Below are 26,505 nucleotides of genomic sequence, written 5' to 3'. Positions count from 1 at the left end.
TCCGATGGCGATCGCCATACAATTCTGTAGACTGTCATCAAGTATCGAATTGTTTTCTCAAAAATCTTTTACGTGGATCAGTCCCAATGGATTTAGACCTAATTGTCTCTAATGTTCTTAACCCGCCAATCCTGTTCTTTTTTCTGGGCATGATTGCGGTACTGATTAAATCAGATTTAGAAATTCCACCGCCAATCCCCAAACTATTTTCTCTTTACTTACTACTGGCGATCGGGTTTAAGGGTGGCGTTGAACTCGTCAAAAGCGGCATTAGTCAGGAAGTGGTTCTGACCATGGCAGCCGCCGTGCTGATGGCTTGTATTGTGCCTGTTTACTCATTTTTTATTCTCAAGATTAAGCTGGACTCTTATAATGCGGCGGCGATCGCCGCCACCTATGGCTCGATTAGTGCCGTCACCTTCATTACAGCTAGCTCCTTTTTGAGTCAACTAGGGATTGCCTTTGATGGCTACATGGTGGCAGCCCTTGCGCTGATGGAGTCCCCTGCGATTATTGTGGGATTGATCCTCGTGAGTCTATTTACTGCCGCCGACAAGGCTGCTAAGGGTGAAACCCGCGAATTTGCGTGGGGAGAGGTCTTGCGAGAGGCTTTTTTGAATAGTTCCGTATTCTTATTAGTCGGCAGTTTAATCATTGGGTGCTTGACTGGCGAGAGGGGCTGGCATGTGTTGTCACCCTTTACGCAGGATTTGTTTTATGGCGTGCTGACCTTCTTTTTGCTAGATATGGGATTGGTTGCAGCAAAAAGAATTAAGGATCTCCAAAAAACTGGTGTGTTCTTAATCGCTTTTGCGGTGCTAATGCCGATCTTAAATTCGGGTGTGGGCATTGCGATCGCAAAATTAATTTCGATGTCACAGGGTGATGCGTTGCTGTTTGCGGTGCTATGCGCGAGTGCTTCCTATATTGCCGTGCCTGCTGCCATGCGTTTGACAGTACCAGAAGCAAATCCTAGCCTCTATGTCTCGACAGCTCTAGCGATTACTTTCCCATTCAATATCATCATTGGCATTCCTTTGTATTTGTATGTGATCAATTTGTTTTGGGTATAGATTCGAGATCTTTTCAGTCAAATTTAAGAGAGATAAGATTATGCAAGCGGTCAAAAGAATCGAAATTGTGTCGGATTCGGTCGAATCCCACAAAATCATCAAGGTTTTAGAGAGTGTCGGCGTTTTGAATTACACCGTAATTCGTAATGTGGTTGGTAAAGGGGTAAGCGGTACTAATTCAGGCGATCTCGACATGAGTATGCTGGAAAATGATTATGTCATCGCTTTCTTTTTAGAGGACAAAACCAAGCTATTGGTGGACAAGCTGAAACCCGTCACTAAGAAATTTGGGGGAGTTTGCTATATCTCCGATGCGTTGGCAATTAATTCGTCGCAGAGCATGGCGACTTCCTAAACTAAAAAAGCTCCCCTTGGGGAGCTTTTTTGTAATCTATCGAGAAAAGCGGCGCTTGATTTGATTGGTTAAAGCCCTAATTTCAGGAATTTTCATCTGTATGGCAATCGCTCCAAAAATTGTGAAGCCAAGCCCACTTGCGATCGCAAGTCCACCCACCTTCGCGCCAAATTTGGCAACAGTGCCAAGGCTATCAAAGCTTTGACTGAGCAAATAATAGCTGCCCCAGCTCGCGCCACCTGCGATGACACTGGCGATGACTAAACCCAAGAGCGTAATCGTCCAACTTTTAAGGGGCATACCATTGAGGCGGCGATTGAGGAAATAGATCATGGCAAACATCGAGATCACATTCACACCAACCGTTGCCAAAACAATCCCTGCTGCCCCAAATCTTTGAACTAATAAATAATCAAATAGTCCATTCAAGAAAATATTGACAACGCTAATTTTAAAGGGGGTATCGCCATCACCAAGGGCATAAAACACCCGCACTAATACATCGCGCCCTAAGTACACAAACATCCCGACGGAGTAAGCCATCAGAACAACAGCAGTTAGCTGTGATGCTGCTGTATCAAAGGCATAGCGCTCATAGACCACCTGTGAGATTGGCAGAGCAAGGGCAACCATCACCGCACTAATCGGCAACATTGTTAATGCTGTGAGCATCAAGCCTTGGCGAATGCGTTGTTTCAGTTCATCCCAATTTTCAGGATCGGTGAGCTTGGATAGCACTGGAAATAACGGTACCAGAATCACATTTGACAAAATCCCTAAAGGTGTTTGTACAAGCAATCCTGCGTAGCCCATCGCGGACACTGCTGCTGCTGCATTGGGAATAAATGAAGCAAAAAACAAATCTGTCCAGACATTAATTTGCAGCATCCCCGATGAAAAGGTGGCAGGAAGCATAATTTTCATCACTTCCTTGACTTCGGGGCGTTGCCAATCAAATCTGAGTTTAAATCCACCCATGCCCGCCTTCATCTGTACAGGCAATTGCACCAGCCATTGCAAAACTGCACCCGCAAGGGTTGACCATGCCAGCACTGCACCGCCAAGCATCGCATTTTCTGGTAATAAAATTTTGCTACCCATCGTCCAGAACAAGCCACCGATGCCAATTAAGACAGTCATACTGGAAAAGATGGGGCTGACTGAGGGCAACCAATAGGCATCGGCGGCATTTAATGCACCAAAGCCAATGCCCACTAGTCCTGCTAGGACTGCCATCGGAGCCATGATCTGAAATTGTTGGATGGCAATATCTTTGGTGATCTTCAGATTTTGAATAGTTTCAGGAGTAATCCCTCTGGCTAATAATTCAGCTTCGGGGGTGAATAAACCAGGGGCAACGAGGTGCATCAATGGCTCTGCAAAAATCACGAGGGCGATGCTCACCAGCAATAAAATTCCTGTGACGATGGTGGTGATGCTATCGATGATGACGGCGACTTCTTTGCGATCGCGTTTTGCCAACACACTGACGATGGCGCTGTGAAATGGGCCATTAATCCCGCCTAGCAGGATCAATAAAAATCCCGGAATTACATAGGCAAAGTTATACGCACCATAGGCAGTACCGTTACCAAATGCTGCTGCGATCGCAACTTGACGCAATAGCCCAAATATTTTGCTGAGCAAAGTCGCAACTGCTACAATCGTCGCAATATTTAATAGCGATCGCTTAGCGGACGATGCAGGACTTGCTGATTCTGGCGTTGCGGTGACGCTATTTTCTTCTTCGTTGCCCGACAAAATTGGTACTGTCCCTTACAAATTTAGATTTTGAAAAATGTAACATCAAATCACAGCGTTATGGCAATTCCGATGCTGCTTCTATAGCTATAGTCACTTGCACTAGAACAAATTAAACCTAAAAAAGCGAGTGGCAGCGCTTTGCACCGCCACTCGCTTTTTTAGGTTTGTGTCATAACAAGACTGGCGGTAGCCATAGAAAAGCCCCGATCACTACACCTGATTAGCTAGCGATCGGAGCTTTTTCTACGCATGTACTGCTTACTTAGCAGTCATTACAAACCACAAATATCGAGAAGCTACTTAGTAAAGTTCTTCTTCTTTGTGGGTTTCGATGGTGACATCAGAGGTAGGCTTAGCAACGCAAGTTAGTACATAGCCAGCAGCGATCTGATCATCATCGAGGAAAGATTGATCCCCTTGATCAACAGAACCACTAGTTACCTTGCCTGCACAAGAAGAACAAGCACCAGCGCGGCAAGAGTAAGGAAGATCTAGACCTTGCTCTTCGGCAACATCAAGAATGTACTCATCATCAGGAACATCAATAATATTTTCAGTGCCTTCAGCGTTAATAAGCTTTACTTTGTAAGTAGCCATGTTGTTTTTAATTAAGTTTTAATAGTTTCAGCCCCAATCATAGGTGATATCTGGAACTCAAACAAGAGAAATTGATCATTAAAAAGCTCCGATCGCTGGACATAGGCAAATTGCGATCGGAGCTTTTAAAATATTTCTACCTGATATACAGAGAAGCGTTTAGTAGAGAGCTTCTTCTTGGTGGGTCAAGATTTCGCAATCAGACTGAGCATAGGTTACGCAAAGAAGAGCGTAGCCAGCTTCGATTTGCTCGTCATCCAAGAAGGACTGATCGCCTTGATCGATTTCACCCTTAACGATCTTACCAGCGCAGGAAGAACAAGCACCAGCACGGCAAGAGTAAGGAAGATCAATGCCTTGAGCTTCGGCAACGTCAAGAATGTACTCGTCAGAAGGAACTTCGATAGTCTTATCTAGACCTTCAGCTTCGTTAATTAGTCTTACTTTGTAGGTAGCCATGTATGTAATAAACCTCTTAAAGATTGCAGCCAAAAAAATAAACGAAGTCTTGAAGTTGTACCCAAGTATAGGCACTCAGCCAAGTTGCGTTTACTTTAATCACCCACAGGGGTATCAACACGCATCATATCGCTCTTGGCATCCTAGCGAACAAGTAGCTTTTTATTTCTACCATTAGTTATAGGTGATAGTTATCGATTGTTTTTTGATGTACTTAAATTAGTAAATCACTTATACAGAAAGGATTACAAGGGTTTGGATAGGTTGTAAAAATGATGAGTTTTCATTTAATTTTTGATTTGTCTAATAAGTTTTTTTTATCTTATCTGTAAGCATAATCACAGGCTCATTTTTGATATGAAAATCCAATCATTGAGCATTCCGTCTCGAATCTTAAAGATGCCCCTATTTTAACCGCCAATCTCCAAAAGACAAGCTTATAAGAACTCGCTACCAAGGGTTTTAAGCAATTTGTCTATACCTGAACCAAAAGTGTGACTGTTATACTACTGGTTCTAAAAAGATAAATGCAATTTACGAGATACTAAATTGCTAAAGTCAAACAAGCTGTTTGGATAAAAACTGTTTTTGATGAGCTAGGTTTGACGAATTCTTAGCAATTACAAGAAAATATAGGGAATGTGTTAAGCATGATACTTGTTACGGTTGGTACTGAGCAGTATCCCTTTGATGCCCTGATGGATTGGGTGAATTTGTTGATTAATGAGGGCATAATCGACGAAGAAGTGACGATTCAATATGGCTCATCAACCCGTCTGCCTGATAACGTCAAAGTTAATAAAGTTATTCCCGAAGCTATTTTTAAACGTACCGTTGAGCAAGCCAACGCAATCATTGCCCACTGTGGCGAAGGCTCTGCTCTGCTACTAGAAGAATTTGACAAGCCTTATATCTTAGTGCCACGGACAGTTAAATTCCATGAACATGTAGATGATCATCAACTGGAAATGGCAGAGGATCTAGAAAATCAGGGGGTGGCGATTGCACGTTCACCTGCGGATTTAGTGAAGTTCCTCAAATTAATCACGATGCCCCGTGCATCCCTTGAGTTTGGGAAGGATACGCCATTATGTGAATATTTACAGGCTCGCTATCCTAGCCAAGACTATCAAAAGCTATTGCTGGTTTGCTCTTCGGGCGGACATTTCAAAGGAATGCAAGGATTTCGGGAATATTGGCAAACGATTCCTCAACGTACTTGGATTACTTTCAAAACAGGGACAACCCAAGCGGAATTAAGTGGCGAAAAGGCGCTTTGGGCGCATAGTCCCACCAATCGCCATCTCCCTAATTTGGTGCGAAATCTCTTGCTTGCCATGTGGGTGATCAAACAGGAGCGTCCACAAATTGTGCTGTCAACGGGGGCAGGGGTGGCGGTTCCCTTTTTAGTGATTGCCAAGTATCTATGTAAAAGCAAAGTGATCTTTGTGGAGTCCAAGACCCGTCTCCGTGATTTGAGCCTATCGGCAAAATTATTGCGATCGTGCAAAGCTCTCGATCTTTTGATTGTGAGGGCGGAGGAAATTGCGCGGCAATATCCTGAAGCTGTCTATATTCCTACGGGGCAAGCTACTAACTCTATCCAAATGGGATTGAGAAATGTCAAAATCACTAACTTCCATGACACAGTGTTAATCAGTACACCCAGAAATATTTTCAATCCTGAAGCACGCACTCTTAAGGAAGATTTTGGACAGTTGTGCCAAGAGGAAGAAAGTTTTCGGAAGATTATTTTAGATATGTCGCAGACTGAATTTATGGATAGTTCAGGAGTTGGGGCTTTAGTTTCCTGCTTAAAGATGTTGCGTCAAGCGGACATTCAGGCTGGTAAGGAAGAACCGACGGAATTAGTGCTGTGGAGTGTTAATCCACAGGTGGTATCGATTTTAAAAATGACTAATCTCGATCAAGTTTTTAATATTGAAGTAGCTACGAATACGCACCGATCGCCCCGTCGTAGTATTCAGTCAAATAATGACCAAGTATCGCGCCTCGCTAAGGCTCTATACCGTACCTATCAGACGCTGAGACGTATACCTGTAATTTGTGCATTCGCCTATGTGATGTATTTTTTCTATCCTGCGATCGAGTTAGATCCGACTTTGCCATTGCATCCATCGGTGCGGAGTTTTCCCAAGCGACTGCTGGATATTGCTGGTGCTCTAGTTGGTTTGAGCTTCACGGCAATTTTATTTATTCCGATTGCGATCGCAATTAAATTAGAGAGTCGTGGCCCAATTTTGTTTAAACAAAGACGCGCAGGGCTGATGAGTAAACCCTTTGGGATCTGGAAATTTCGCTCTATGGTGAAAAATGCGGAAGCCCTGAAGCAAAAAGTAACCAATGAGATCGCCAACGCCGCTGATGGCACACCAAACAAGGATGATAGTGGTAAGTTTTTTAAAAATAGTAACGATCCACGGATCACCAAAGTGGGCAAATTTCTGCGTAAAACGAGTTTGGATGAGTTTCCTCAGTTTTGGAATATTCTGTCAGGGGATATGAGTCTGATTGGTACTAGACCCCCCACCTTTGGTGAAGTGGGACTCTATGAGCTAGAAAATGAATATACCGATGAAAAAATGACTGAGTGGAGTCGTTTAGATGTTAAGCCGGGGTTGAGTGGTGTTTGGCAGGTGAGTGGACGCTCGACGGTACGTAGTTTTGAGGAAGTGATGGGATTTGATCTCACCTATAAACGAAAGTGGAGTCTAAAATATGATCTATGGCTAATCTGGCGAACCGTGGCAATTTTATTTGAACGAGATAATGGTGCAGTCTAGCGATCTCAAACGCAAAATAGCGGATAAGTTTTGGGGAGTGACGATCCTTACAATTGTTGCGATCGCAATTCCTAATCATCAACCTGTCAACGCCTTACCTTTATCCCCTGGCGATCGGATTCGGCTCCTAATTCCCGAAGGCGAACTCTTTAACGGCGTATATGAAGTCAACACCGATGGCACAATTACTATTCCGTATCTTGCCCCCCTACCTGTCGTTGGCTTAGAAATCGCTGATGTTCAATCCCTGATCAAAACACAACTCATCAAGCAAAAGTATTTCCAACCGCAATTTCTTCAAGTCTCCGTCACCCCATTAGCCCTAGCTCCCGTTGCCGTTAATGTCTCAGGCGAAACCTTCCAGACGGGGCGCGTCCTCATCAACAATCGTAGCGCCGAAGTCCGCGCTCAGCAGCTTACCCAATCATCGGGAGACTATGCTCCTGATCGCTTTCTGACTACAGCCTTACGTGGTGCAGGTGGAGTCACGCCGACTGCCGATGTCACCCAAATCACCGTAATTCGTCAAGATCAAAAATTAACCGTTGATCTATTAGGAGTTTTCACAGGCGAACCCGTCGAAGATCTGCCATTGGTTGCAGGTGATATCATCATTGTTCCTAAACGCGAGACGATCGATCCTCGCATTGTCCGCCCTTCGCAAATTACGCCTCCCGGTATTACGGTTTTTATCTCCAACTTATCCAAACCTGCGGATAGTAATTCGCAGTCAGGCATTAACAAAGACTCCACAGGTTTTCCCTATGGTTCTCGTTTTTCACAGGCTGTATTTGCCGCTAACTGTGTTGGTGGCACTACTCCCACCAATACTCCCCGCCGTGCTGTTCTCATTCGTACAGATCGCGCCACAGGCGAAACCTTTGCCATTGATCGCGCCGTCGAGGATTTAGTTCGCAATTCCAAGGATCAGCCCACCAATCCATTTTTGATGCCACAGGATAGCATTGCTTGCTATGACTCCACGGTGACGGAAGTGCGCGATGTGTTGGGCTTTATCGGCGATATTCTCAATCCCATTAAATTAATTCGCGATATTTTTGGTGGGAGTAATCAATGACCAAAGAACTTAACCTAGAAAGCATTGAGCTAGAACCACCGATGCGATCGCAAAATCGGGGATGGTTGGCTTATTTGTTAATAGGAATAGTTCTGAATGGTGTGATCTGGGGTGGGGCAATCATGTACCTAAAAACCGCCAAACCCAAATATGTCAGCCGCATGGCAATTATTTTGCCAGGGGGCAATGTGGGTGCAAATGTCAATTTACCGAGCATTGGTCAAGCTTCTTCCTCTAGCTCCTCCGCTTCGGGCGGCTCATCCCTCGACCCAAGGGCAAATTATCAATATATTCTCACTGATGATCCTGTATTAGAAGAAGCTGCCAAATCCCTCAATATTAAAACCTCAGAACTAGGCAAACCCAAAAGTAAACTGATTGATAATACGTCAATTTTACAAGTGGAAATTGAAGGCCCAAGCGCTAAGGCTGCCCAAGAGCGTGGCTTTGCCCTTCATGAGACATTAATGGAAAAAGTAAATAAACTGCGTGCCGATGAAATTGCGCGACGGGATGATGGTACACAGACAACCCTTGACATGGCGAAAATTAAGTTGGCAGAGACACAACAAAAACTTGCCACCTATAAGAGCAGATCGGGACTGAGTACCAGCGATCAAGTTAAAGAAGTGGCGATCAGTTTAGAGCAACTCAGAAAACAAAGGGCAGAAATGCTAGCGCAAGACATCTTGTTGCGTGACCGTCTTCAGCAATTATCAAATAATTTAGGCTTAGACGTGAATGAAGCCAGTGATGCTTTCACGCTGCAATCCGATCCCATTTATCAGCAAAATCTCAGAGATTATAGTGACTCATCCGCAACTTTAACGGTTTTAAGTTCTAAGTGGGGCGAAAATCATCCTAATGTAGTCAAAGAAGCCGCTAGGCAAAAAAATGCCAGTTTAGCCGTCACCGCCCGCGCCAGTTTTTTGCTAAAGCGTCGTCCCAATTTACAAGAATTAGCGAGACTAAATTTGAACACAACGGGCAGTGCAGGTAAAGAAAGCCTCTATCGAGATTTAGTGGCGGTGCAAGCGGAACAAAGCGGCATCGCAGGACAAGCTGAGGAAATTAGCCGTCAGATCGAGAATTTCGATAATCGCCTCCGTGACTTAACCCAAAAACAACTAGAACTAGATCGCCTGCAAAGGGATGCTCAAGTTGCCGAAGCCGTATTTGCCTCCTCCCTTGCCAAAATTGACCTCAGCAAATCTGATATTTTTACCGCCTATCCGCTCGCTCAACTAGTGTCACCGCCAAGCCTAGCCGAGGAGCCTGCTTCGCCTCAGCCAAAGTTAGTCTTAGCAGGTGCTTTTATCGGTTCCCTATTTGTCTCCGTCGGTGCTTTTTTGCTATGGAAGCGCCAGTCGAAGAATCAAGGTGTAAAAGTCTCAGGAGATCGTAATGACATTGCCGAAGTAACGACGCTGCGGGCTATCCCTAGTAGCGATCGCAGTAAAACGGGCTAATAGTAAAACGGGCTAATAGTAAATCGGGATAACCATGATTAAGCTACCAAAATTTTTGCAGACCCCTGAGCAGTTCCGCATTACCCCAGAAAATTTTGAAGAAAAACTGGTGTGGTATTCGATTGTCTGGACTTTTGCAATTTATTTCATTGGTGGCTTGTATGTCTTAGGCGCAGTTTTGCCTTGGATTTTATGTGGTTGTCTCTGTTGGCGATGGTGGCAACAAACGCCGCATACCCCGATTAGGGAACGCCTTCGTATTCCTGTTGGGGTCTGGATGTGGATTGGGGGCATGGTGATGATGCAGGTGTCCTTAGTTGTGGGACATCTGGACTATTACTTAGATATGGGACAGATTATTAAATCTTCGATTGGCTGGGCAAAGGGATGGGCGATCTTAGCTTTATTCCCGCTAGCGGGTTGTTTACCAATTCGACCTAAATTGATGTATCGAGCCGCAGCGTTGATTTGCGCGATGGTATTTTTGTTCTCACCGATCTTCATCGCTGCATACTATGCCAAACTGCCCGAAAAATTATTTGTTTCACCATTACAAGCGATTGGGGGGCCAGGACCAGAATTTTTTGAATTCCGCCTCTATGAGATTGACCCAGGGGACAATACACCCCGCTGGCGATTGTTCACGCCTTGGGCTCCTGCGTTGGGGTTTGTGGCAAATATCTACTTTTTTATGATTTTGCGCGAGCCTTGCAAGAAATGGAAATATCTCGGCATTGCAGGTTGTATCATGATGTGCCAAATTTCTAAATCACGCTTAGCATTACTCTGCTTACCCGTTGTTTGGATTTTAGTAGAACTGCTATCACGCATTTCTCGACCACTTTCATTGATGATTACGGGGGTAATTGCGAGTACGGGGGGAGTGACTTTGCCGATGGCGCTAGAGGGTTTAGAAAAATTTTCGGAACAGTTTGCGGCGGCGCGAAAAGATTCTTCGCGAGTCCGTGCAGCTCTGGGGCGCATTGCGATTTACCGTTGGCAAACAGAAGCACCGATTTGGGGACATGGCATCGTCGAGAGTGGTCCACATATGGTGGAATACATGCCGATCGGTTCACACCATACTTGGTATGGTTTGCTCTTTGTCAAAGGGATAGTAGGTTTTGTAGCTTTAGCAATTCCGATGATCTATAGCTTTGTTGATTTGCTAATTAAATCCCAACGTAGCGATACGGCAAAATTGGGCTTAACGATGATACTGGTGATTTTTCTGTATACTTTTGGCGAAAATCTGGAAATTCTTGCTTATTTATACTGGCCGGGACTAATTGCGATCGGCATAGGATTTTTGGAAGTAACAGATCGGGACAAGTCTGAAACTACACCAATTTTAACAGTGGAAGTAGTTGAGACGATGAACAATGAAATGAAGGATGAGATTAGATCATGACAAATATTGATTTCACAGTCAGAAAGCCGAAGATTTTGCATTTGCTGAGCGATCGCAATGTTGGGGGCATTAAAAGCACTAGTAGTAGCCTGACTAATTCGCAACTTAAGGACAAATTTGAGTTTCTCTTTCTCTCCGAAACTGAAGCGCTGGCATCTTTGGCAGAGATCAAGCCTGATGTCATTATCTGGCATGATCCCTGCTCTTGGCGATCGCTAATACGTCTGTGGCGATTACGCATGAGCAGCAAATTATTAATCCATGAGCATCATTATTCTGAGAGCTTTGAAAAATGGAAAGTTCGATCGCAGTGGCGGTTTCATTGGATGCTAAGGTTTGCCTATGGTCTTGCCCATAGGGTTGTGGCAATTTCGCAAGGACAAAGAAAATGGATGCGATCGCAAAAGCTGGTCAATTCTAAAAAATTGACGATGATCACCCAATGTCGCACTTTAGATGAATTTTTAATATTGCCCTTGAAACCACTAGATACCCCGTTAGTGTTAGGAGCCTATGGCAGATTTAACCAACAAAAGGGCTTTGATACGCTCCTTAGAGCTATGCAAACAGTGCGTAATCCTGAAGTGCAGTTGCTGATTGGTGGTTATGGAGAGCAGGAAGAATTGCTCAAATCCTTGGCTGGCAACGATCCACGCATTCAATTTTTAGGTTCAATTACTGATGTACCATCGTTTCTAGAGAAATGTGATGTGGTTGTGATTCCTTCCAATTGGGAACCTTGGGGTAATGTTTGTCTAGAAGCGAAGGCAGCAGCAAAAGCCGTAATCGTCTCGAAGGTGGATGGCTTACCTGAACAGGTGCATGATTGTGGAATTGTGGTTCCTGCCCATGACCCAACCGCTTTAGCTAGCGCAATTGAGAAAGTTTACATGATGCCGCGATCGCAATTAGAAACCTTGGGGCTACATGGTCGTAACGATGTACAGGATGCGTGGGAAGAGTACATGGCGGCATGGGAGGCTCTGCTGTTTGATCTATGCAAAAAATAATTTTCTCTGCCATTGACTTTGTGAAAAGCAAACTCGCCAATCGGTTTGCCCGCAACGTTGGTTGGTTGGGCTTGTCCGAGATGCTCATTCGGATTTCAAGGCTTGCCGCCACGGTGGTACTAGCGCGATGGTTATCGGAATATGACTATGGACTGGCGGCATTGGTACTAACCACCAATGAGTTTGTGAATGTATTTACCCGCAATGGTATTTTCGATAAGTTGATTCAGGCGAAGGAAGAGGATATTGAAGAGTTATCGCAAACTGCCTACTACATCAACTGGTTTATCTGCGGTGGCTTGTTTTTGATTCAATCGCTAATTGCTTTGCCGATGTCATGGATTTACAAAGACACGCAGGTAATTTTGCCGATCTGTGCGATGGGATTAGTCTATTTGATGTTGCCGATGGGTTTAATTCAGGCGGCGCGATCGCAAAGGGAAAATCGCCTCCATGTTTCAGCCCTAGCCAACGCCTTGCAGATTTCTACCGATAATATTTTGACGATGATTTTGGCATGGCAAGGTTTTGGGATGTGGGCAATTGTTTTGCCAAAGGTGATTGTTGCGCCGATTTGGGTGATTGTGCATCGCACCAATAATCCTTGGCGATCGACAAAAGCCTTTACGCTGCATCGTTGGCAAGAAATCATTCATTTTGGACGTAGCATTCTTGGTATCCAAATGTTAGCCACCCTTCGCAATAATCTCGACTATTTAATCGCAGGACATTTATTGGGTATTAAAGCCCTTGGTTTATATTACTTTGCCTTCAATGCAGGACTAGGTATCAGTCTTAGCTTTATTACTGCTGTCGATGCGGCTCTTTATCCCCATCTTTGCGAAGCTAGAAGTGAGCCAGCCCAATTTCGAGAGCGATATCTCACTAGTTTTGCCACGATCACGAAAGTGATTCTTCCCATTGTTTCGGCACAGGTGCTACTTGCGCCGATTTATGTTCCGTTAGTCTTTGGGCAAAAATGGATTCCTGCCATTCCCCTATTAATTTTAATTTGTCTGTCGGCAGTTCCTCGACCCTATGCCAATGCTGCCTCTAAAGCACTCTGGGCAATGAATAAACCTAACTGGGATTTGCGATGGAATGTGCTGTTTACAGTGGTCTTTGCGATCGCAATTTGGATCGGCACAATTTGGCAAATCATCGGTGTCGCCGCTGCCGTCATGATTACCCATTGGGTAGCCATACCGCTATTTGTAAGTTGGGTGAAAAATTATATTACAGCGCCAAATTTGCAAGAACAAACATAAGTCAACAATCAAACTTCAAGCACCAGACAACAGTACAAAATCATGCCCAAAGTATCCGTAATTGTTCCCGTTTACAATGTAGAGCAGTTTATTCAAGAAACGATTGCATCCGTCTTGGCACAAACTTTTACAGATTTTGAATTAATCATCGTTGACGATCAATCTCCCGATCGCAGCATCGAGATCTGCCAACAATTTCAAGATCCGCGCATCAAGATTATCCGTCAACAAAATCGAGGTTTAGCAGGTGCTAGAAATACAGGTATTCGTCATGCTCAAGGGGAATATATTGCCCTCCTTGATAGTGATGATCTTTGGCATCCCCAAAAGCTCGAAAAACATATCGCCCATTTAGAATCCCGTCCGCAAGTAGGGATAAGCTTTAGTCGCTCTGAATTTATTGATGAAAATAGCAATTCCCTCGGTACTTATCAAATGCCTAAACTAACGGGAATTGATGCCCCCCATCTGCTCTGTCGTAACCCGATCGGCAATGGTTCTGCACCAGTGATTCGCCATGAAGCATTGGAGGGAATCAAGTTCCAAGATAATCTCTATGGTGAAGTGGAAGACTTCTATTTTGATGATCAATTCCGTCAATCTGAAGATATTGAATGCTGGATTAGAATCGCAATTCAAACCAATTGGCAAATTGAAGGTATCCCCGAGCCGCTAACCCTTTATCGTGTTAATTCTGGCAGTCTCTCCGCGAATATGACCAAGCAACTAGAGTCATGGGAAAGGGTGATCGCCAAAACCCGCACCTATGCACCTCAACTATTAGCGAAATGGGAATCCCTCGCTCGCGCCTATCAATATCGCTATCTTGCTCGTCGTGCCATTCGGAATAAGGATGGTAAGGCAGCTATACAACTAATTAATCGAGCTTTAGTCACTAATTGGAAAATTTTAATTTACGAGCCACAGCGTTCGCTCCTCACGATTTGTGCTGCCTATCTCATGGGCATACTACCAAGAAGCTTATATAACAGCATTGAAAATTTTGCCCTGAAACTCGCAGGTAAAAGTCAAAGCAATGCGATCGCAAAAAGTCAAAAATAAATCTCACGATTAATCTATTTTTGCTTGAGTATCAACAAAGTAATATCGTCATAGATTTTTTGAGTACCAATATGCGATCGCAGATCCTCAATCACCGCATGACGAATTGCGAGCGCCGACTCATGGACATGTTGACAAACCACCTCACAAAGCCGATCCACACCATAGAGCTGACGTGATTCATTCTCAGCTTCCGTAATTCCATCCGTATATAAAACGACCACATCCCCCGCATCAAGATGAATATGCTTATGGGATAAAAATTCCTCAATTTCTTCCTCTAGTCCAATGGGAAAACCTAAATCAACCGTATCAAATCGTTCTAAAGTGCCATCTTTTCGCACCACGATCATCTCCTCATGCTGACCACTGAGGGTAATCCTTCCTTTTTCATAATCAATCAACGATAGCGTCAAGTTTTTATCCGATGACATCCGTTGAACATTGCCATAAATAGTACGGTTGAGCGTATCAAGAAACCGCACAGGATCAGTCTCTTCATTTTGTAAAAGTGTCCGCACCGCTGTCTGCACCATGATCATCAACATCCCACTTTCCAAACCATGCCCCGTTACATCGCCAATCCCGATTTTAATCCTTCCATTCTGTTGCAATACATCATAATAGTCTCCACCCACCTCCGCCGCAGGTTCCATAAACCCTGAAATATCTAAACCAGTGATCATTGCCAATTCCTTATCCTTCGGCAAAATCATCTTTTGGAGCTTGCGGGTCACCTCTAGCTCGCTGCTCATTCGCATATTCTCCTGTTTGAGTCGTTCATTCAGCGCCAAAATCTGTTGATTAGCCTGTTCCAGTTGTAGCTCGGCAAGCTTGCGCTGACTGATATCCTCAACCGTGCCTTCATAATAGAGTAGCTGTCCTTGCTCATTCCTCAAGGCACGGACATTTTCACTAATCCAAATCGTACTGCGATCGCGCCGATAAACCTGTGATTCAAAGCCAGTAATCGTATCATTAGCTTCCATCAAATCCTGAAACTGTCGCCGCCGATTGGGGTCAACATAGAGCTGCGAAGATACATCGACAATCGCCATCAACATCTGCTCAACTGATTCATAGCCATAAATCCGTGCCAAGGCACGATTCACACTAATGTATTTGCCATCTATTGTCGTTTGGAAAATACCATCCACTGAATTCTCAAAAATCTCCCGATATTTAGTTTCCGAATCCTTTAATGCGATCGCAACACTATTAAATGAGCGCACCACCATCGACAGTTCATCTTTGCTATCTAGTCGCAACGACATTTCGCCACCCGATGTCATTTGTCGCGCTGCTATGTCCAACTGCTGTACAGTTCGCATCACCGACAAATAAAAACCAATAAATAGATAAATAATAATTGCCATGACCACAGCAACAAAATTCACAATAAATTGCTTGCGATCCTTAAAGCCTTGCACACGCTCCAGCAATAACTCATCAAGATGGTTCGATAACTTTTGCCAGAGTATAAAGCTATCCGCCAAGGTGCTTTCCATCTCTTGCTGATAAGATGCCTCATTCAAAAAAAAGTCATTGCCCTGACTCACCAATTGACTGGAATAGGAATTAATCTCACTCACGCGCACTCTAAAATTACGCAACGGCATACTTAGCGATTGACGGAGATTGTTGCGAGGGTTATTTTGAAATGCTCGTTCCATATTCAAAGACAAGTCTTCGTTATAGCCACTCAACAAACTAATTAGCGAAATCATGCCTGCCTTTTTTTCATTAGGAATTTCCTGCTTAAAAACAATCTCCGCCTCCGATTGCATCACCTTGTACAACAACTCCTGCATGGCAGGCAATTTAAATGCGATCGCATCCATTAAGTAGTAAGTATCTAAATCTGGATCAAGGATTAGATTCGATACATCAACCACATGGCGACGAAATAAGTTGATTTCATCAAGTACCGCGTCATGGGTACGAAAACCTAAAAACTCTTTGCTCGCTAATAAAATTTGCCATTTCTGCTTGACATCCTCTAACTTTTGAGTCGCCTGCATTTCTTTCCCAAGCTGACGATCCACTATTGTCAGTTTCTCAAACTCCTGCTCAATTTTTTGCTGTAAAGAATCTATTTCAGGTGAAAGTGAAGATGTCTGAGACTTCTGGGAATTTTTATAAAATTGCCGCTGCAAAAGTAACTGTCTCTGGGGAACATACTTCCACAACTGATTGATAGATTTCAAGTAAGCATTGCCATAAGATTCTTTCTGGGTAAACTCAATCCGACTATCAAGCTCTGAGATCAGAAAATTCATCACCAGCGCTAATGGCAACACAAACAATAAACTAATCAGAAAAAATTTCTGCGGATATTTCAAACGATTCATCAGTGCGATCGCAGGTTTAAATAGCGTCATATTCAGCCTTTAATCTTGTTCTAGATACAGATCCCATCGCTGGTTCAATTCTAATTGCAAAATCCTTCGTTTGCTCTGCACTATAGCAATTAAAGAGATGAAGGCATGATGTCGCGCTGTTTTCATCTCTTTGATTTTTTCATCTTGACAAAATGAGAAGATTAGTACCAACAGCTATACATCCACTAAAACTTAGGTTAAGATTGGGTTAACAAAGTTAATCAGACCAAAACACTATACCCATAGTCATCTAACTAATCACTCTGAGTTGTATTTACGAGGGAAAATAATGTCCAATGCCACCAAATGCCTGTTTCCCCAGTCCCGTTACTACGGAACTTTTACGCCAGAGAACCTAATGTTCAATGCTAATCTGCAAGAGTTCTCCCATCGCGTCAGTATCATCTGTAGTCTGGAGACAGGCGGCAAAATTTCATCTCAAGAAGCCTACCTACAAATTGCCGAGCTGTGGAATCAGCTAGAACAATCTAAACGTAATCTTCTGTGACCCAAACAAAATAAGCGTTGTGCCTATGATTTAAGTGGGGGGAATCACACGCTTATGTCTGGATTTGCCAACAATTCTTGTAATTACTGTTATAAATTCACGCTTAGTGCTAACCTTATATTTGGCTCGGATCTACGCGATCTCAACGCCCGAATCGTGTCAGGGTCGGAAGACAGCAGCACTAAGGGATGCTTGAGATAGGCGTAGTACCCGGGCTACTTTTTTAGGTTTAGCAATGGGTTTAGGAGAGATTCATGGGTCGGGCGAAAAAAGTCGTACTTGCGTATTCTGGCGGCGTTGACACATCGGTTTGCATTCCTTATCTCAAGCAAGAATGGGGCGTTGAAGAAGTTATCACCCTTGCCGCAGATCTAGGACAAGGCGATGAATTAGATCCCATCAAGCAAAAGGCTCTCGATTCAGGAGCGTCAGTCTCACTGGTCAGAGATGTCACCAAAGAATTTGTTACAGACTATGCCTTCCCTTCGATCAAGGCAAATGCACTGTATGAAAATCGTTATCCCCTCACAACGGCTCTCGCACGGCCATTAATTGCCAAAATTTTAGTAGAGGCTGCCGAAGAGTATGGCGCTGATGCGGTTGCTCACGGATGCACAGGTAAAGGCAACGACCAAGTAAGATTTGACGTATCGATTGCTGCCCTCAATCCCGACATCAAGGTGTTAGCGCCTGCCCGCGAGTGGGGCATGAGTCGTGAAGAAACGATCGCCTACGGTGAAAAATTTGGGATTGCTTCTCCCGTTAAAAAATCTTCACCCTTCAGTATTGATCGCAATTTACTTGGTCGCAGCATCGAGGCGGGCCCCCTCGAAAATGCGTGGAATGAGCCACCTGAAGAAATCTATGCCATGACCAAGGCAATTGAAAATACTCCCGATCAACCAACCTATACCGAAATTGGCTTTGAGAAAGGTATTCCCGTTTCGATTGATGGTAAAAAACTAGAGCCAGTCGAGCTAATCACTGCATTAAATGCGATCGCAGGAGACAATGGCGTAGGTCGCATCGACATGGTCGAAAACCGTCTTGTCGGCATTAAGTCCCGCGAGATCTATGAAGCTCCCGCGATGCTGGTCTTAATCCATGCCCACCGTGATCTTGAAACCCTTGCTTTGCCATCCGACCTTGCTCAATACAAGCGTGGCATTGAGGAAACCTACAGCAAAATGATCTACAACGGTCTGTGGTACAGCCCCCTCAAGACTGCCCTTGATGCTTTCATCGATAGCAGCCAAGAGCGCGTCACAGGCATTGTCCGCGTCAAATTTCATAAGGGTAATGCAATTATTGTCGGTCGTCAGTCGGTCAACTCACTCTATGACGAAGACCTAGCCACTTACACCAGCGCTGACCAGTTCGACCACAAAGCTGCCGAAGGCTTTATTTATGTCTGGGGTATGCCAATCCGTGTATGGGCGCAGAAAAACCGCTAAATTTCCCTCCAAAATTACCGCTAAAATTTAAGGGGAGCGCTTAGCGCTCCCCTTAAATTTTATTGAGTAACCTATGACAAAAGTACCTTTACCCGATGAACGCATTCTGTTCAAAGGTCATCCTGCGGTTATTGGTAGTGTAACAAGATTGCTAGTCTCTGTATTTACGTTAGGGATTGGCGCACTTTGGTATTGGCTGCGATCGATCAATACTCAATATCTCGTCACTTCGCAACGGATTGTCATTGAGAGGGGAATTTTTTCTAGAGAAATCGAAACCTTAGAAATTTATCAAATTGATGATATGCAGCTAGAAAAACCACTCAATCAGAGAATCATGGGTACAGGAAACATAAAGTTGCTCACCCGTGATATTTCTGCACCTAAGTTATTTCTAGAGCGCCTGCCCGTTGATGTCAGAGCGCTGTATGAGCAGATGCGCCCATGCATTCAGCAGGCAAGATTTCGCTTTCATGTCCGTGATGAAGAAAATCCTAGAGATGATTTGTAAATTCTAGATAACATCAAAACCCAAAAAGCGAGTGACGGTGCGAAGCACCGTCACTCGCTTTTTGGGTTTTGATGATAAATGGTGATCCCTCTAAAACTCAGGCTAAACTAGATAGAACGTCTTAACTATCGTCAAGTTTAGCCACAATGACTTCATCATCGATCTCAGTTCGTGAATTGCCTCTGTTTCCTCTACCTGAGCTAGTGCTATTTCCGGGACAGTCTCTACCACTGCATATCTTTGAGTACCGCTATCGCATGATGATTAATACGGTACTGGAAAGCGATCGCATGTTTGGGGTATTAATGTGGGACTCCGAGACAGGTAAACCTGCAAATATTGGTTGCGTTGCTCAAATCGTTCAGTATCACCGACTGCCAGACGATCGCTTTAAGGTTTTGACCATGGGGCAACAACGCTTCCGAGTATTAGAATATGTGCGGGAAACCCCTTATCGTGTGGGACTGGTGGAATGGATTGAAGATGAACCGAGCAACGACGCGCCATTTCTATTAGCCACCGAAGTCCGTGAACTGCTAAATGATGTGATCCGTTTATCGCAAAAGTTGACCGATCAAGAAATTGAATTACCAAAAATCCCCCGCAGTCCAATTGAATTGTCTTACTGGGTAGCCAGCAACTTCCAAGGCGCTAGTCTAGAGCAACAATCATTGCTAGAAACCTGTGATACGGCTGCTCGTTTGCGCCGTGAAGCCGAAATTTTATCTTCAACCAGAAGTCAGTTAGCTGCACGCACAGTTTTAAAGGATACTTTTAAAGAGTTATAGAGTCTGAGTTTCAGCTTTCCAGCACTTTTTCAAAATTTCCTCATGTGGGAAAACATCAATGAAGATCGGCGTACCAAATGAAATCAAAGACCGTGAGTTTCGTGTAGGTCTCACACCTGCGGCAGTGGAAACTCTCACTTTGCGATCGCATCAAGTTTTTATTGAGACAAATGCTGGACTTGGTTCAGGATTTAGTGATGCGGAATATGTGCAAGCAGGGGCAACAATTGTCAACACTGCCCAAGAAATATATAGCCAAGAAATGGTGGTCAAGGTGAAAGAGCCTTTGCCCAGTGAATATGAATTACTTCATCCCAATTTAATTCTGTTTACCTATCTGCATCTCGCGGCAGATCGACAATTAACCGAGGCACTGATGAAATCGGAGGCAACCTGTATCGCCTACGAAACGGTGCAACTAGACAATGGACAATTACCTTTGCTAGTTCCCATGAGCATTATTGCAGGACGCTTATCAGTGCAGTTTGGCGCACATTATCTCACCAAGCAGCAGGGCGGCAGTGGCGTATTGTTGGGTGGCATTCCGGGGGTGAAGTCGGGGCATGTGGTGGTAATAGGTGGCGGAGTGGTCGGCACTGAAGCGGCAAGAATGGCAATTGGGCTAGGGGCAAGGGTAACTATTTTAGATGTGAATCTCCATCGCCTTGGCGAACTAGAATCCCTGTTTGGGTCGCGGGTGCAATTGTTGTATAGCAATAGCAGCAATATTGCTGAGTCAGTTAAGGATGCTGATTTAGTGATTGGGGCTGTTTTAATTACGGGCAAACGCGCCCCAACCCTAGTCAAACGCGAACTTGTCAAAACCATGCGATCGCGATCGGTGATCGTTGATGTGGCAGTCGATCAGGGTGGTTGCATCGAAACGGTACGCACCACTTCACACACAAATCCTGTGTATTCTGAAGAAGGCGTTTTACATTATGGTGTGCCAAATATGCCAGGGGCCGTGCCTTGGACAGCGACTCAGGCTTTGGTGAATGCCACCCTTCCCTACATTTGCGCCCTCGCCGATTTTGGTTTGGAAGCGCTTAATCGCGATCGCAATTTGGCAAAGGGTGTAAATATCCAGAATGGCAAAATTGTTTATGGGGCAGTTGCGGAAGCTTTTCCTGATTTAGCCTGATGAATTGCTAATTTGCGGTGATTTCTTGATCAAATTAAATTTGTGTAGTGGTATTAGTTGGCTTAATGGGGCGACATATGCAGAAAAGAATAGGTGTTCAGCAACCGATCGCAAATCTTTTTAATACTGTCGCCAGAGGTTTAGCCGTCAATGCCATCAGTGGCTACCAACGATTTATCTCACCGCATAAAGGTTTTTCCTGCGCCCATCGGGTTTTATATGGCTGTGAGTCCTGCTCCCAATATTTTAAAAGAGTGATTGCAGAAGAGGGCATTACTACTGCGATCGCCAATGCGAAAGGACGCTTTCAAGAATGTCGTGAAGCCAATGAGATTTTAAAGACTCGACGTAGCCGATGCAGGCAAAATTACAATCAAAAATATAATCAAAAATATTATGCCAATCGCCTATCACCGCAACATCTGGCGATTGAATCTGGGAATCAGGAAAGTGACAATATAAATGAAAATCCTGATATCCCCGACAGTCCTGATGCCCCTGTCGATGGTCAAAGACCCAAATTAGGTGGAGCGCAGTGGGGACGCAAAACGCGATCGCAAAACGAAAATAATAATCCTAATAACAATGCCAATGATAACAACTGCAATCAATGGGATTATGTTGATTGTACTGACTGTGCTTATGGACTAGACTCCCTGTCCTGCGATGGTAGCGATCGCCAATGTGACAATCCCTTTGAATCGATGAGCTGTCCTGATCTTAATTGTGATGGTGCTGACTGCCTATCGGGAATGGATTGCAGTGGGCTAGACTGTGGCAGTCTAGATTGCCTGAGTTGTGGTGATTGTGGCAGTTGTGGTTAAAATTCACGACGCAAAATTTTGAGGAATCGAATCCTATGATTGATCATGATGTATTGATTATTGGTGGTGGACTAGCTGGCTCTAGAGCCGCCTTAGCAGTTGCCCAAAACTATCCCCATCTCAGTGTCGGGCTAATTTCTAAAGTCCATCCGATCCGTTCGCACTCCGTCGCCGCACAGGGTGGCATCGCCGCATCCCTCAAAAATGTCGATGATGACGACTGGCTGACCCATGCCTTTGATACCGTCAAGGGTTCCGACTATCTCGCCGATCAAAATGCTGTCCAAGTTTTGACCCAATCTGCCCCCGAAGTAATTATTGACCTCGAACATTTGGGGGTGCTATTTTCCCGTGCGGACAATGGCAAAATTTCCCAAAGGGCGTTTGGTGGACATACCAATAGTCGCGCCTGCTACGCCGCCGACAAGACAGGTCATGCAATTTTGCACGAATTGGTGATGAACCTATTGCGACTCGGTGGCAAAATTTACCAAGAATGGTACGTCATGGACTTGATCTATGAAGATGGCGAAAATTCTCAAGAAGTAAAAGGCGTTGTTGCCTATAGCCTCGAAACATCAGAAATTCAAATGTTTCGCGCTAAAGCGGTATTAATGGCAACGGGTGGCTATGGACGAGTTTTTAACACCACTTCCAATGACTTTGCCTCAACTGGTGATGGACTATGCCTAACGGCAAATATTGGCTTACCCTTGCAAGATATGGAATTTGTGCAATTCCATCCCACGGGGCTATATCCTGCGGGTGTGCTGATCTCCGAAGCAGTGCGCGGGGAAGGCGCATATTTAATTAATGATTTGGGTGAGCGCTTTATGGCAAATTATCCGATCAGCAAAAATAGGATGGAACTCTCTCCCCGTGACATCACCTCGCGGAACATTGCTTGCGAAATCATGGCAGGGCGCGGCATCAATGGCGGTAGTTATGTACATCTAGATGTGCGCCATTTAGGAAGAGAAAAAATTCTCAGTCGGATTCCCTTTGCCCGTGAAGAAGGTCTGCGGCTCGCTGGTGTGGACTGTATTGATCATCCTCTGCCCGTGCGACCCACTGCCCATTACTCCATGGGTGGAATTCCTACAAATATTGATTGTCAAGTCATCGGCACTGACAGTAAGCCGATCGCAGGTTTTTTTGCCGCAGGTGAATGCGCCTGTGTGTCTGTCCATGGCGCAAACCGTCTAGGAGCAAATTCATTATTAGAATGCGTTGTTTTTGGCAAACGCGCAGGGGAAAAGTTGGGAGACTATGTTTGCGATCGCAATCTGCCCAAACTCGTCTCGCGTTCCTACTTGATTGAAGCAGAAGCAAAACTGAAATCAATCTTAGCCAAGCAAGGTAAATCCCGTATTGCCGATATTCGTCAGCAATTGCAAGATACGATGACCGAGCATTGCGGCATCTTTCGCGATGATCAACGCTTAAGAGATGGGTTGCAAAAATTACAAACTATTCGCGATCGTTATAATCATGACTTATTAGTAGATGATCATAGTGATGTCTTTAATATGGAACTGATGCAGGCAATCGAATTAAAAAGTTTGCTGACCGTTGGGGAAATTATTATGTCGAGCGCCCTATCTCGTCAAGAAAGTCGGGGTGCACATTCTCGCGAAGATTATCCTCAACGCAATGATGTCAGTTACCTCAAACACACTCTTGGTTATTTAGAAAATAATCAGGTAAAAACTAGTGATCGTCCCGTGGATATGAGTTTGCAAGCAATTGACTGTGATCGGTTTACACCTCAAGAACGCAAGTATTAGCTCTATCTTCAAAAACTTATGAGTACCGATTAACCGTGGCAAGTGAACAGTTTTTACAAATGCTCCATCAAGGTGTGGATATTTGGAATCAATGGCGAGAGACCTACCCCGATCAGCGCGGCATTGACCTTAGCGAGATCCAACTAGCGGGGCTGAACTTAAATGGCATTGATCTAAGTATGGTCAATTTACGGGGAGCGCACCTGTCAGAAGTCGATTTATCATCGGCAAACCTACATGGTGTCGATCTCAGCATGGCAAATCTCAAGGGTATTGATTTAGGTAATGCCAATATTAGTTATGCCCATCTCAGCTTGGTCTGTCTTAGTGGCGCAAATCTTAGTAAAGCAAATTTTAATGGTTCTGACTTACGGGGAGCGGATTTAAGCGTTGCCAATCTCGATCTTGCCAATTTATCAAGGGTTAAGCTCAATCTATCTAATCTCCATGGCGCAAGTATGATCGGCGCAAATTTAATTGGCGCAAATCTCAGTCGAGCCAATTTAAGGGATAGTAATCTGGCTGGTGCAGACTTCAGTCGAGCCAATTTAAATGAAACTGACTTATCCCATAGTTACCTTGATGTAGCAAGTTTAGTGGGTACAGATCTGATCGGCGCAAATCTGAGTGATGCTGATCTTAGTGAAGTAAATCTGACTAGAGCGAATTTAATCGGTGCAAATCTCAATCATGCTAATCTACGGGGCGCAGATCTCATGGGTGCAGTGCTGCATGATGCTAACTGCCATAAGGCGAGTTTTGTCGGTGCAGATCTGAGCCGCACGGATTTAAGTCGCACAAACTTTGTTGGCGCAGATCTGCGTAAGGCGATTTTGAATGGTGCTAATTGGGAGACCGCTAATTTTCAGGATGCTATTTTTAGCGAAGATTAAAGATAATCAGCAGGGTCAATCGGTTCACCATTAGCCCGTAGTTCAAAGTGTAAGTGGGGGCCAGTGGAAAATCCTGTTGAACCAACGGCAGCGATCGGTTGTCCTTTTGCCACGACATCGCCATCTTTGACATATAGCTCACTACAGTGGGCATAGAGTGTCGTCATGCCATTGCCATGATCAATGATCACTGAGTTTCCATAGCCACCATACCAATCAGAATAGATCACCGTACCTTGGGCGCTGGCATAGATTAGTGTTCCATAATCTGCCCCAAAATCGATTCCTGCATGAAAACGTTCAGTTCCCAAAATTGGATGGGTGCGCCAGCCAAAGTTGCTGGTTACTGGCCCAATTGTCGGATACATTAGTTGCCCTGTGCCGGGGGGCATGACTAATCCTGAGTAGGGTTGTACTTTTGCCAAGATAATTTGCGAGAGACGGCGGGAATCTTCAGCTAAGCGGTCTTCTGCCAAGGCTAAAGCCTGTTGATCGCTTCGCAGACGCTCGATCGCATTTTGTTGGGCAACTGCCTCGGCTTCGATATTTGATTTTTGATACTTCAGCTTTTGCGTTAGTAACTCAATTTCATTTCTTTGGGCGCTGATCTGCTTACGTTGTTTTTCTACTTGCTCAGATTTTTGACTTAGTTCCGCTAGTAATTTGCGATCGCGATCATAAATACGTTCAACCTGACGACGACGATCGGCAAACTGGTTGAGGTCTTGACTGCTGAGTAATGTCACCCACCAGCGTTGTAGTTGTTGACGCTGCATATATCGCAGTCTCGCTGTAGTGGCATCACGCTTGCGATTGAGGTCATATTCCAGTTCTTGCAGCTTTTTACTCAGGACTTGCAATTGATTGCGGGCTTGGCGAATTTTTTTTTCGTTGTCCTTAATCTGAGTATCGGTAACGCGCACATTGCGACGCAGCGCTTCGAGTCGAGATTGGGCGGGCTTAGTGAGGGCGTTAATTTGTTCCTTTTGTTTTTGAATAATCTCGCGCTGCTGCTCCACAAAGTTTTGATAGTTCTTTAGCTCTTCTACCGATTGCGCTTTTACTGGCAGGATTTGCCCGAAAACTAAGCAAACGATGGCGATCGCCATCGTCACTATGCCTAACATTGACCAATGTTTGTCCTTGCTCTTGCTATTTATCTGTTGCCAATAGCGATCGCACATTCAGTCCACCACAGCTTTACAAACTAGGGCAAGATTTTAACCGCATTTTGGCATTTATCAAACCCTAAATTATTGCGATCGCTATTAAATAACCACAAACTAGGAAAATTTTAATTTTCAATAACATTTCTGTATTTTTAGATACTAAAATGGTTGCATATAGTGATTCTATGACACAATTTTTTTATTATGGAGCCTTCAATCCTCAATACTCCGCTTACGTGATTCTCTAAACAAAGCCATGAAAACCACCACACGCCAATCAGCATTCAAGACCAACAAGAACATGAGACAATCTGCTGCGCCTCAGTGTCTTATGCCTTTACCTTCAACATGGGTCACTTTGCTAGAGCCACCAGTATCAAGTTGTTACGACGAAGCATGGCTAATGTGCCAATATCCAGATGGTCATTGGGCAGCATGGATTCCAGACTTTGGGGAAGTTAAATTACATTCAGGACAGTTTTGCCGAATGGCATAGATTTTTTATGAGCTGCCATCTAAAATCAATATCCAGAATGAAAGAGGACTCATTTTTGAGTCCTCTTTCATTCTGGATAGCCATATTCCCAACTAAGCACTAAGATATTTGCAATTCGATTAGTCTATGTAAACTTTTTATAATCTGTAAATATTGAAATCAATTGGGATGGTGGACATATTAAGTTCTTTTCCGTAAAA

23 protein-coding genes and 1 other RNA gene are annotated in these 26,505 nt (G+C 44.3%); 19 read left to right on the top strand and 5 right to left on the bottom strand.

What is annotated here, in order from left to right; all coding sequences use genetic code 11:
- Positions 1-86 precede the first annotated feature (86 nt).
- Both H6F41_RS10850 and H6F41_RS10845 read left to right on the top strand, forming a co-directional pair.
- Positions 87-1,073: a sodium-dependent bicarbonate transport family permease gene (locus H6F41_RS10850; protein ID WP_190403500.1), complete on the top strand. Its 987-nt coding sequence runs from the start codon at positions 87-89 to the stop codon at positions 1,071-1,073.
- Between the two features lie 40 nt (positions 1,074-1,113).
- Positions 1,114-1,428 (top strand): P-II family nitrogen regulator, encoded by a 315-nt coding sequence (locus tag H6F41_RS10845; RefSeq protein WP_190403499.1) that lies wholly within the window; start codon positions 1,114-1,116, stop codon positions 1,426-1,428.
- A gap of 36 nt (positions 1,429-1,464) precedes the next feature.
- Here the strand turns inward: H6F41_RS10845 and murJ are convergent, their stop codons facing one another.
- From murJ to H6F41_RS10830, 3 genes are all read right to left on the bottom strand, one after another.
- Positions 1,465-3,189 carry a murein biosynthesis integral membrane protein MurJ gene (murJ, locus tag H6F41_RS10840; RefSeq protein WP_190403498.1) on the bottom strand — a complete coding sequence of 575 codons (1,725 nt, stop codon included), beginning with the start codon at positions 3,187-3,189 and terminating at the stop codon, positions 1,465-1,467.
- 303 nt (positions 3,190-3,492) lie between these two features.
- Positions 3,493-3,789, bottom strand: a complete 297-nt coding sequence (locus tag H6F41_RS10835) for a ferredoxin (RefSeq protein ID WP_190403497.1) — start codon at positions 3,787-3,789, stop codon at positions 3,493-3,495.
- A 159-nt stretch (positions 3,790-3,948) separates the two neighbouring features.
- On the bottom strand, positions 3,949-4,248 hold the full coding sequence (locus tag H6F41_RS10830; protein ID WP_094532658.1) for a 2Fe-2S iron-sulfur cluster-binding protein: 300 nt from the start codon (positions 4,246-4,248) through the stop codon (positions 3,949-3,951).
- A gap of 650 nt (positions 4,249-4,898) precedes the next feature.
- Between H6F41_RS10830 and H6F41_RS18990 the strand changes: the two genes are divergently transcribed.
- From H6F41_RS18990 to H6F41_RS10795, 7 genes are read left to right on the top strand one after another with little or no spacing between them, the layout of a single operon-like run.
- On the top strand, positions 4,899-7,052 hold the full coding sequence (locus H6F41_RS18990; protein WP_190403496.1) for a sugar transferase: 2,154 nt from the start codon (positions 4,899-4,901) through the stop codon (positions 7,050-7,052).
- Positions 7,039-8,130, top strand: a complete 1,092-nt coding sequence (locus tag H6F41_RS10820; protein WP_190403495.1) for a polysaccharide biosynthesis/export family protein — start codon at positions 7,039-7,041, stop codon at positions 8,128-8,130. Before H6F41_RS18990 ends, H6F41_RS10820 begins: the two co-directional genes overlap by 14 nt.
- Entirely contained in the window at positions 8,127-9,599 is a 1,473-nt protein-coding gene (locus tag H6F41_RS10815) for a GumC family protein (RefSeq protein WP_190403494.1), read from the top strand. Before H6F41_RS10820 ends, H6F41_RS10815 begins: the two co-directional genes overlap by 4 nt.
- 34 nt (positions 9,600-9,633) lie before the next feature.
- Positions 9,634-11,010: an O-antigen ligase family protein gene (locus tag H6F41_RS10810; RefSeq protein ID WP_190403493.1), complete on the top strand. Its 1,377-nt coding sequence runs from the start codon at positions 9,634-9,636 to the stop codon at positions 11,008-11,010.
- Positions 11,007-12,020: a glycosyltransferase gene (locus H6F41_RS10805; RefSeq protein ID WP_190403492.1), complete on the top strand. Its 1,014-nt coding sequence runs from the start codon at positions 11,007-11,009 to the stop codon at positions 12,018-12,020. Before H6F41_RS10810 ends, H6F41_RS10805 begins: the two co-directional genes overlap by 4 nt.
- A 20-nt stretch (positions 12,021-12,040) precedes the next feature.
- The gene (locus H6F41_RS10800) at positions 12,041-13,288 is read left to right on the top strand and encodes a lipopolysaccharide biosynthesis protein (protein ID WP_322095905.1); all 1,248 of its coding nucleotides are present in this window, start codon (positions 12,041-12,043) and stop codon (positions 13,286-13,288) included.
- A 42-nt stretch (positions 13,289-13,330) separates the two neighbouring features.
- Positions 13,331-14,350, top strand: coding sequence for a glycosyltransferase family 2 protein (locus tag H6F41_RS10795; protein WP_190403490.1), 1,020 nt, complete (start codon positions 13,331-13,333; stop codon positions 14,348-14,350).
- A 14-nt stretch (positions 14,351-14,364) separates the two neighbouring features.
- On the opposite strand, the gene H6F41_RS10790 is transcribed toward H6F41_RS10795, so the two are convergent.
- Positions 14,365-16,731, bottom strand: coding sequence for a PP2C family protein-serine/threonine phosphatase (locus tag H6F41_RS10790; RefSeq protein WP_190403489.1), 2,367 nt, complete (start codon positions 16,729-16,731; stop codon positions 14,365-14,367).
- A gap of 289 nt (positions 16,732-17,020) precedes the next feature.
- Between H6F41_RS10790 and H6F41_RS10785 the strand changes: the two genes are divergently transcribed.
- The 9 genes from H6F41_RS10785 to H6F41_RS10745 all read left to right on the top strand — a co-directional run bounded on the left by H6F41_RS10785 (position 17,021) and on the right by H6F41_RS10745 (position 24,640).
- Positions 17,021-17,239, top strand: a complete 219-nt coding sequence (locus H6F41_RS10785; protein ID WP_190403488.1) for a DUF7219 family protein — start codon at positions 17,021-17,023, stop codon at positions 17,237-17,239.
- A gap of 123 nt (positions 17,240-17,362) precedes the next feature.
- Positions 17,363-17,459: signal recognition particle sRNA small type (gene ffs, locus H6F41_RS10780), an RNA gene on the top strand.
- 34 nt (positions 17,460-17,493) lie between these two features.
- Positions 17,494-18,693 carry an argininosuccinate synthase gene (locus tag H6F41_RS10775; protein WP_190403487.1) on the top strand — a complete coding sequence of 400 codons (1,200 nt, stop codon included), beginning with the start codon at positions 17,494-17,496 and terminating at the stop codon, positions 18,691-18,693.
- Positions 18,694-18,766: 73 nt separating this feature from the next.
- Entirely contained in the window at positions 18,767-19,204 is a 438-nt protein-coding gene (locus tag H6F41_RS10770) for a PH domain-containing protein (protein ID WP_190403486.1), read from the top strand.
- A 146-nt stretch (positions 19,205-19,350) separates the two neighbouring features.
- On the top strand, positions 19,351-19,992 hold the full coding sequence (locus H6F41_RS10765) for an LON peptidase substrate-binding domain-containing protein (protein ID WP_190403485.1): 642 nt from the start codon (positions 19,351-19,353) through the stop codon (positions 19,990-19,992).
- Between the two features lie 58 nt (positions 19,993-20,050).
- Positions 20,051-21,136, top strand: coding sequence for an alanine dehydrogenase (gene ald / locus H6F41_RS10760; protein WP_190403484.1), 1,086 nt, complete (start codon positions 20,051-20,053; stop codon positions 21,134-21,136).
- Between the two features lie 77 nt (positions 21,137-21,213).
- A complete protein-coding gene (gene yidD / locus H6F41_RS10755) occupies positions 21,214-21,960 on the top strand; it encodes a membrane protein insertion efficiency factor YidD (protein ID WP_190403483.1) in 747 nt (248 codons plus the stop codon).
- Between the two features lie 35 nt (positions 21,961-21,995).
- Positions 21,996-23,747: a succinate dehydrogenase/fumarate reductase flavoprotein subunit gene (locus H6F41_RS10750; RefSeq protein ID WP_190403482.1), complete on the top strand. Its 1,752-nt coding sequence runs from the start codon at positions 21,996-21,998 to the stop codon at positions 23,745-23,747.
- Between the two features lie 35 nt (positions 23,748-23,782).
- The gene (locus H6F41_RS10745; RefSeq protein ID WP_190403481.1) at positions 23,783-24,640 is read left to right on the top strand and encodes a pentapeptide repeat-containing protein; all 858 of its coding nucleotides are present in this window, start codon (positions 23,783-23,785) and stop codon (positions 24,638-24,640) included.
- On the opposite strand, the gene H6F41_RS10740 is transcribed toward H6F41_RS10745, so the two are convergent.
- Positions 24,637-25,824 (bottom strand): murein hydrolase activator EnvC family protein, encoded by a 1,188-nt coding sequence (locus tag H6F41_RS10740; protein ID WP_190403480.1) that lies wholly within the window; start codon positions 25,822-25,824, stop codon positions 24,637-24,639. The two genes, H6F41_RS10745 and H6F41_RS10740, sit on opposite strands and share 4 nt — an antisense overlap.
- Positions 25,825-26,065: 241 nt before the next feature.
- On the opposite strand from H6F41_RS10740, the gene H6F41_RS10735 reads away from it, so the two are divergent.
- Positions 26,066-26,305: a hypothetical protein gene (locus H6F41_RS10735; RefSeq protein ID WP_190403479.1), complete on the top strand. Its 240-nt coding sequence runs from the start codon at positions 26,066-26,068 to the stop codon at positions 26,303-26,305.
- Positions 26,306-26,505 lie beyond the last annotated feature (200 nt).

It is taken from the genome of Pseudanabaena mucicola FACHB-723 (assembly GCF_014696385.1).
Classification (GTDB): Bacteria; Cyanobacteriota; Cyanobacteriia; order Pseudanabaenales; family Pseudanabaenaceae; genus Pseudanabaena.
The sequence above is the reverse complement of the archived record's forward strand: the minus strand, read 5'-3'. Positions and strand labels throughout refer to the sequence as shown.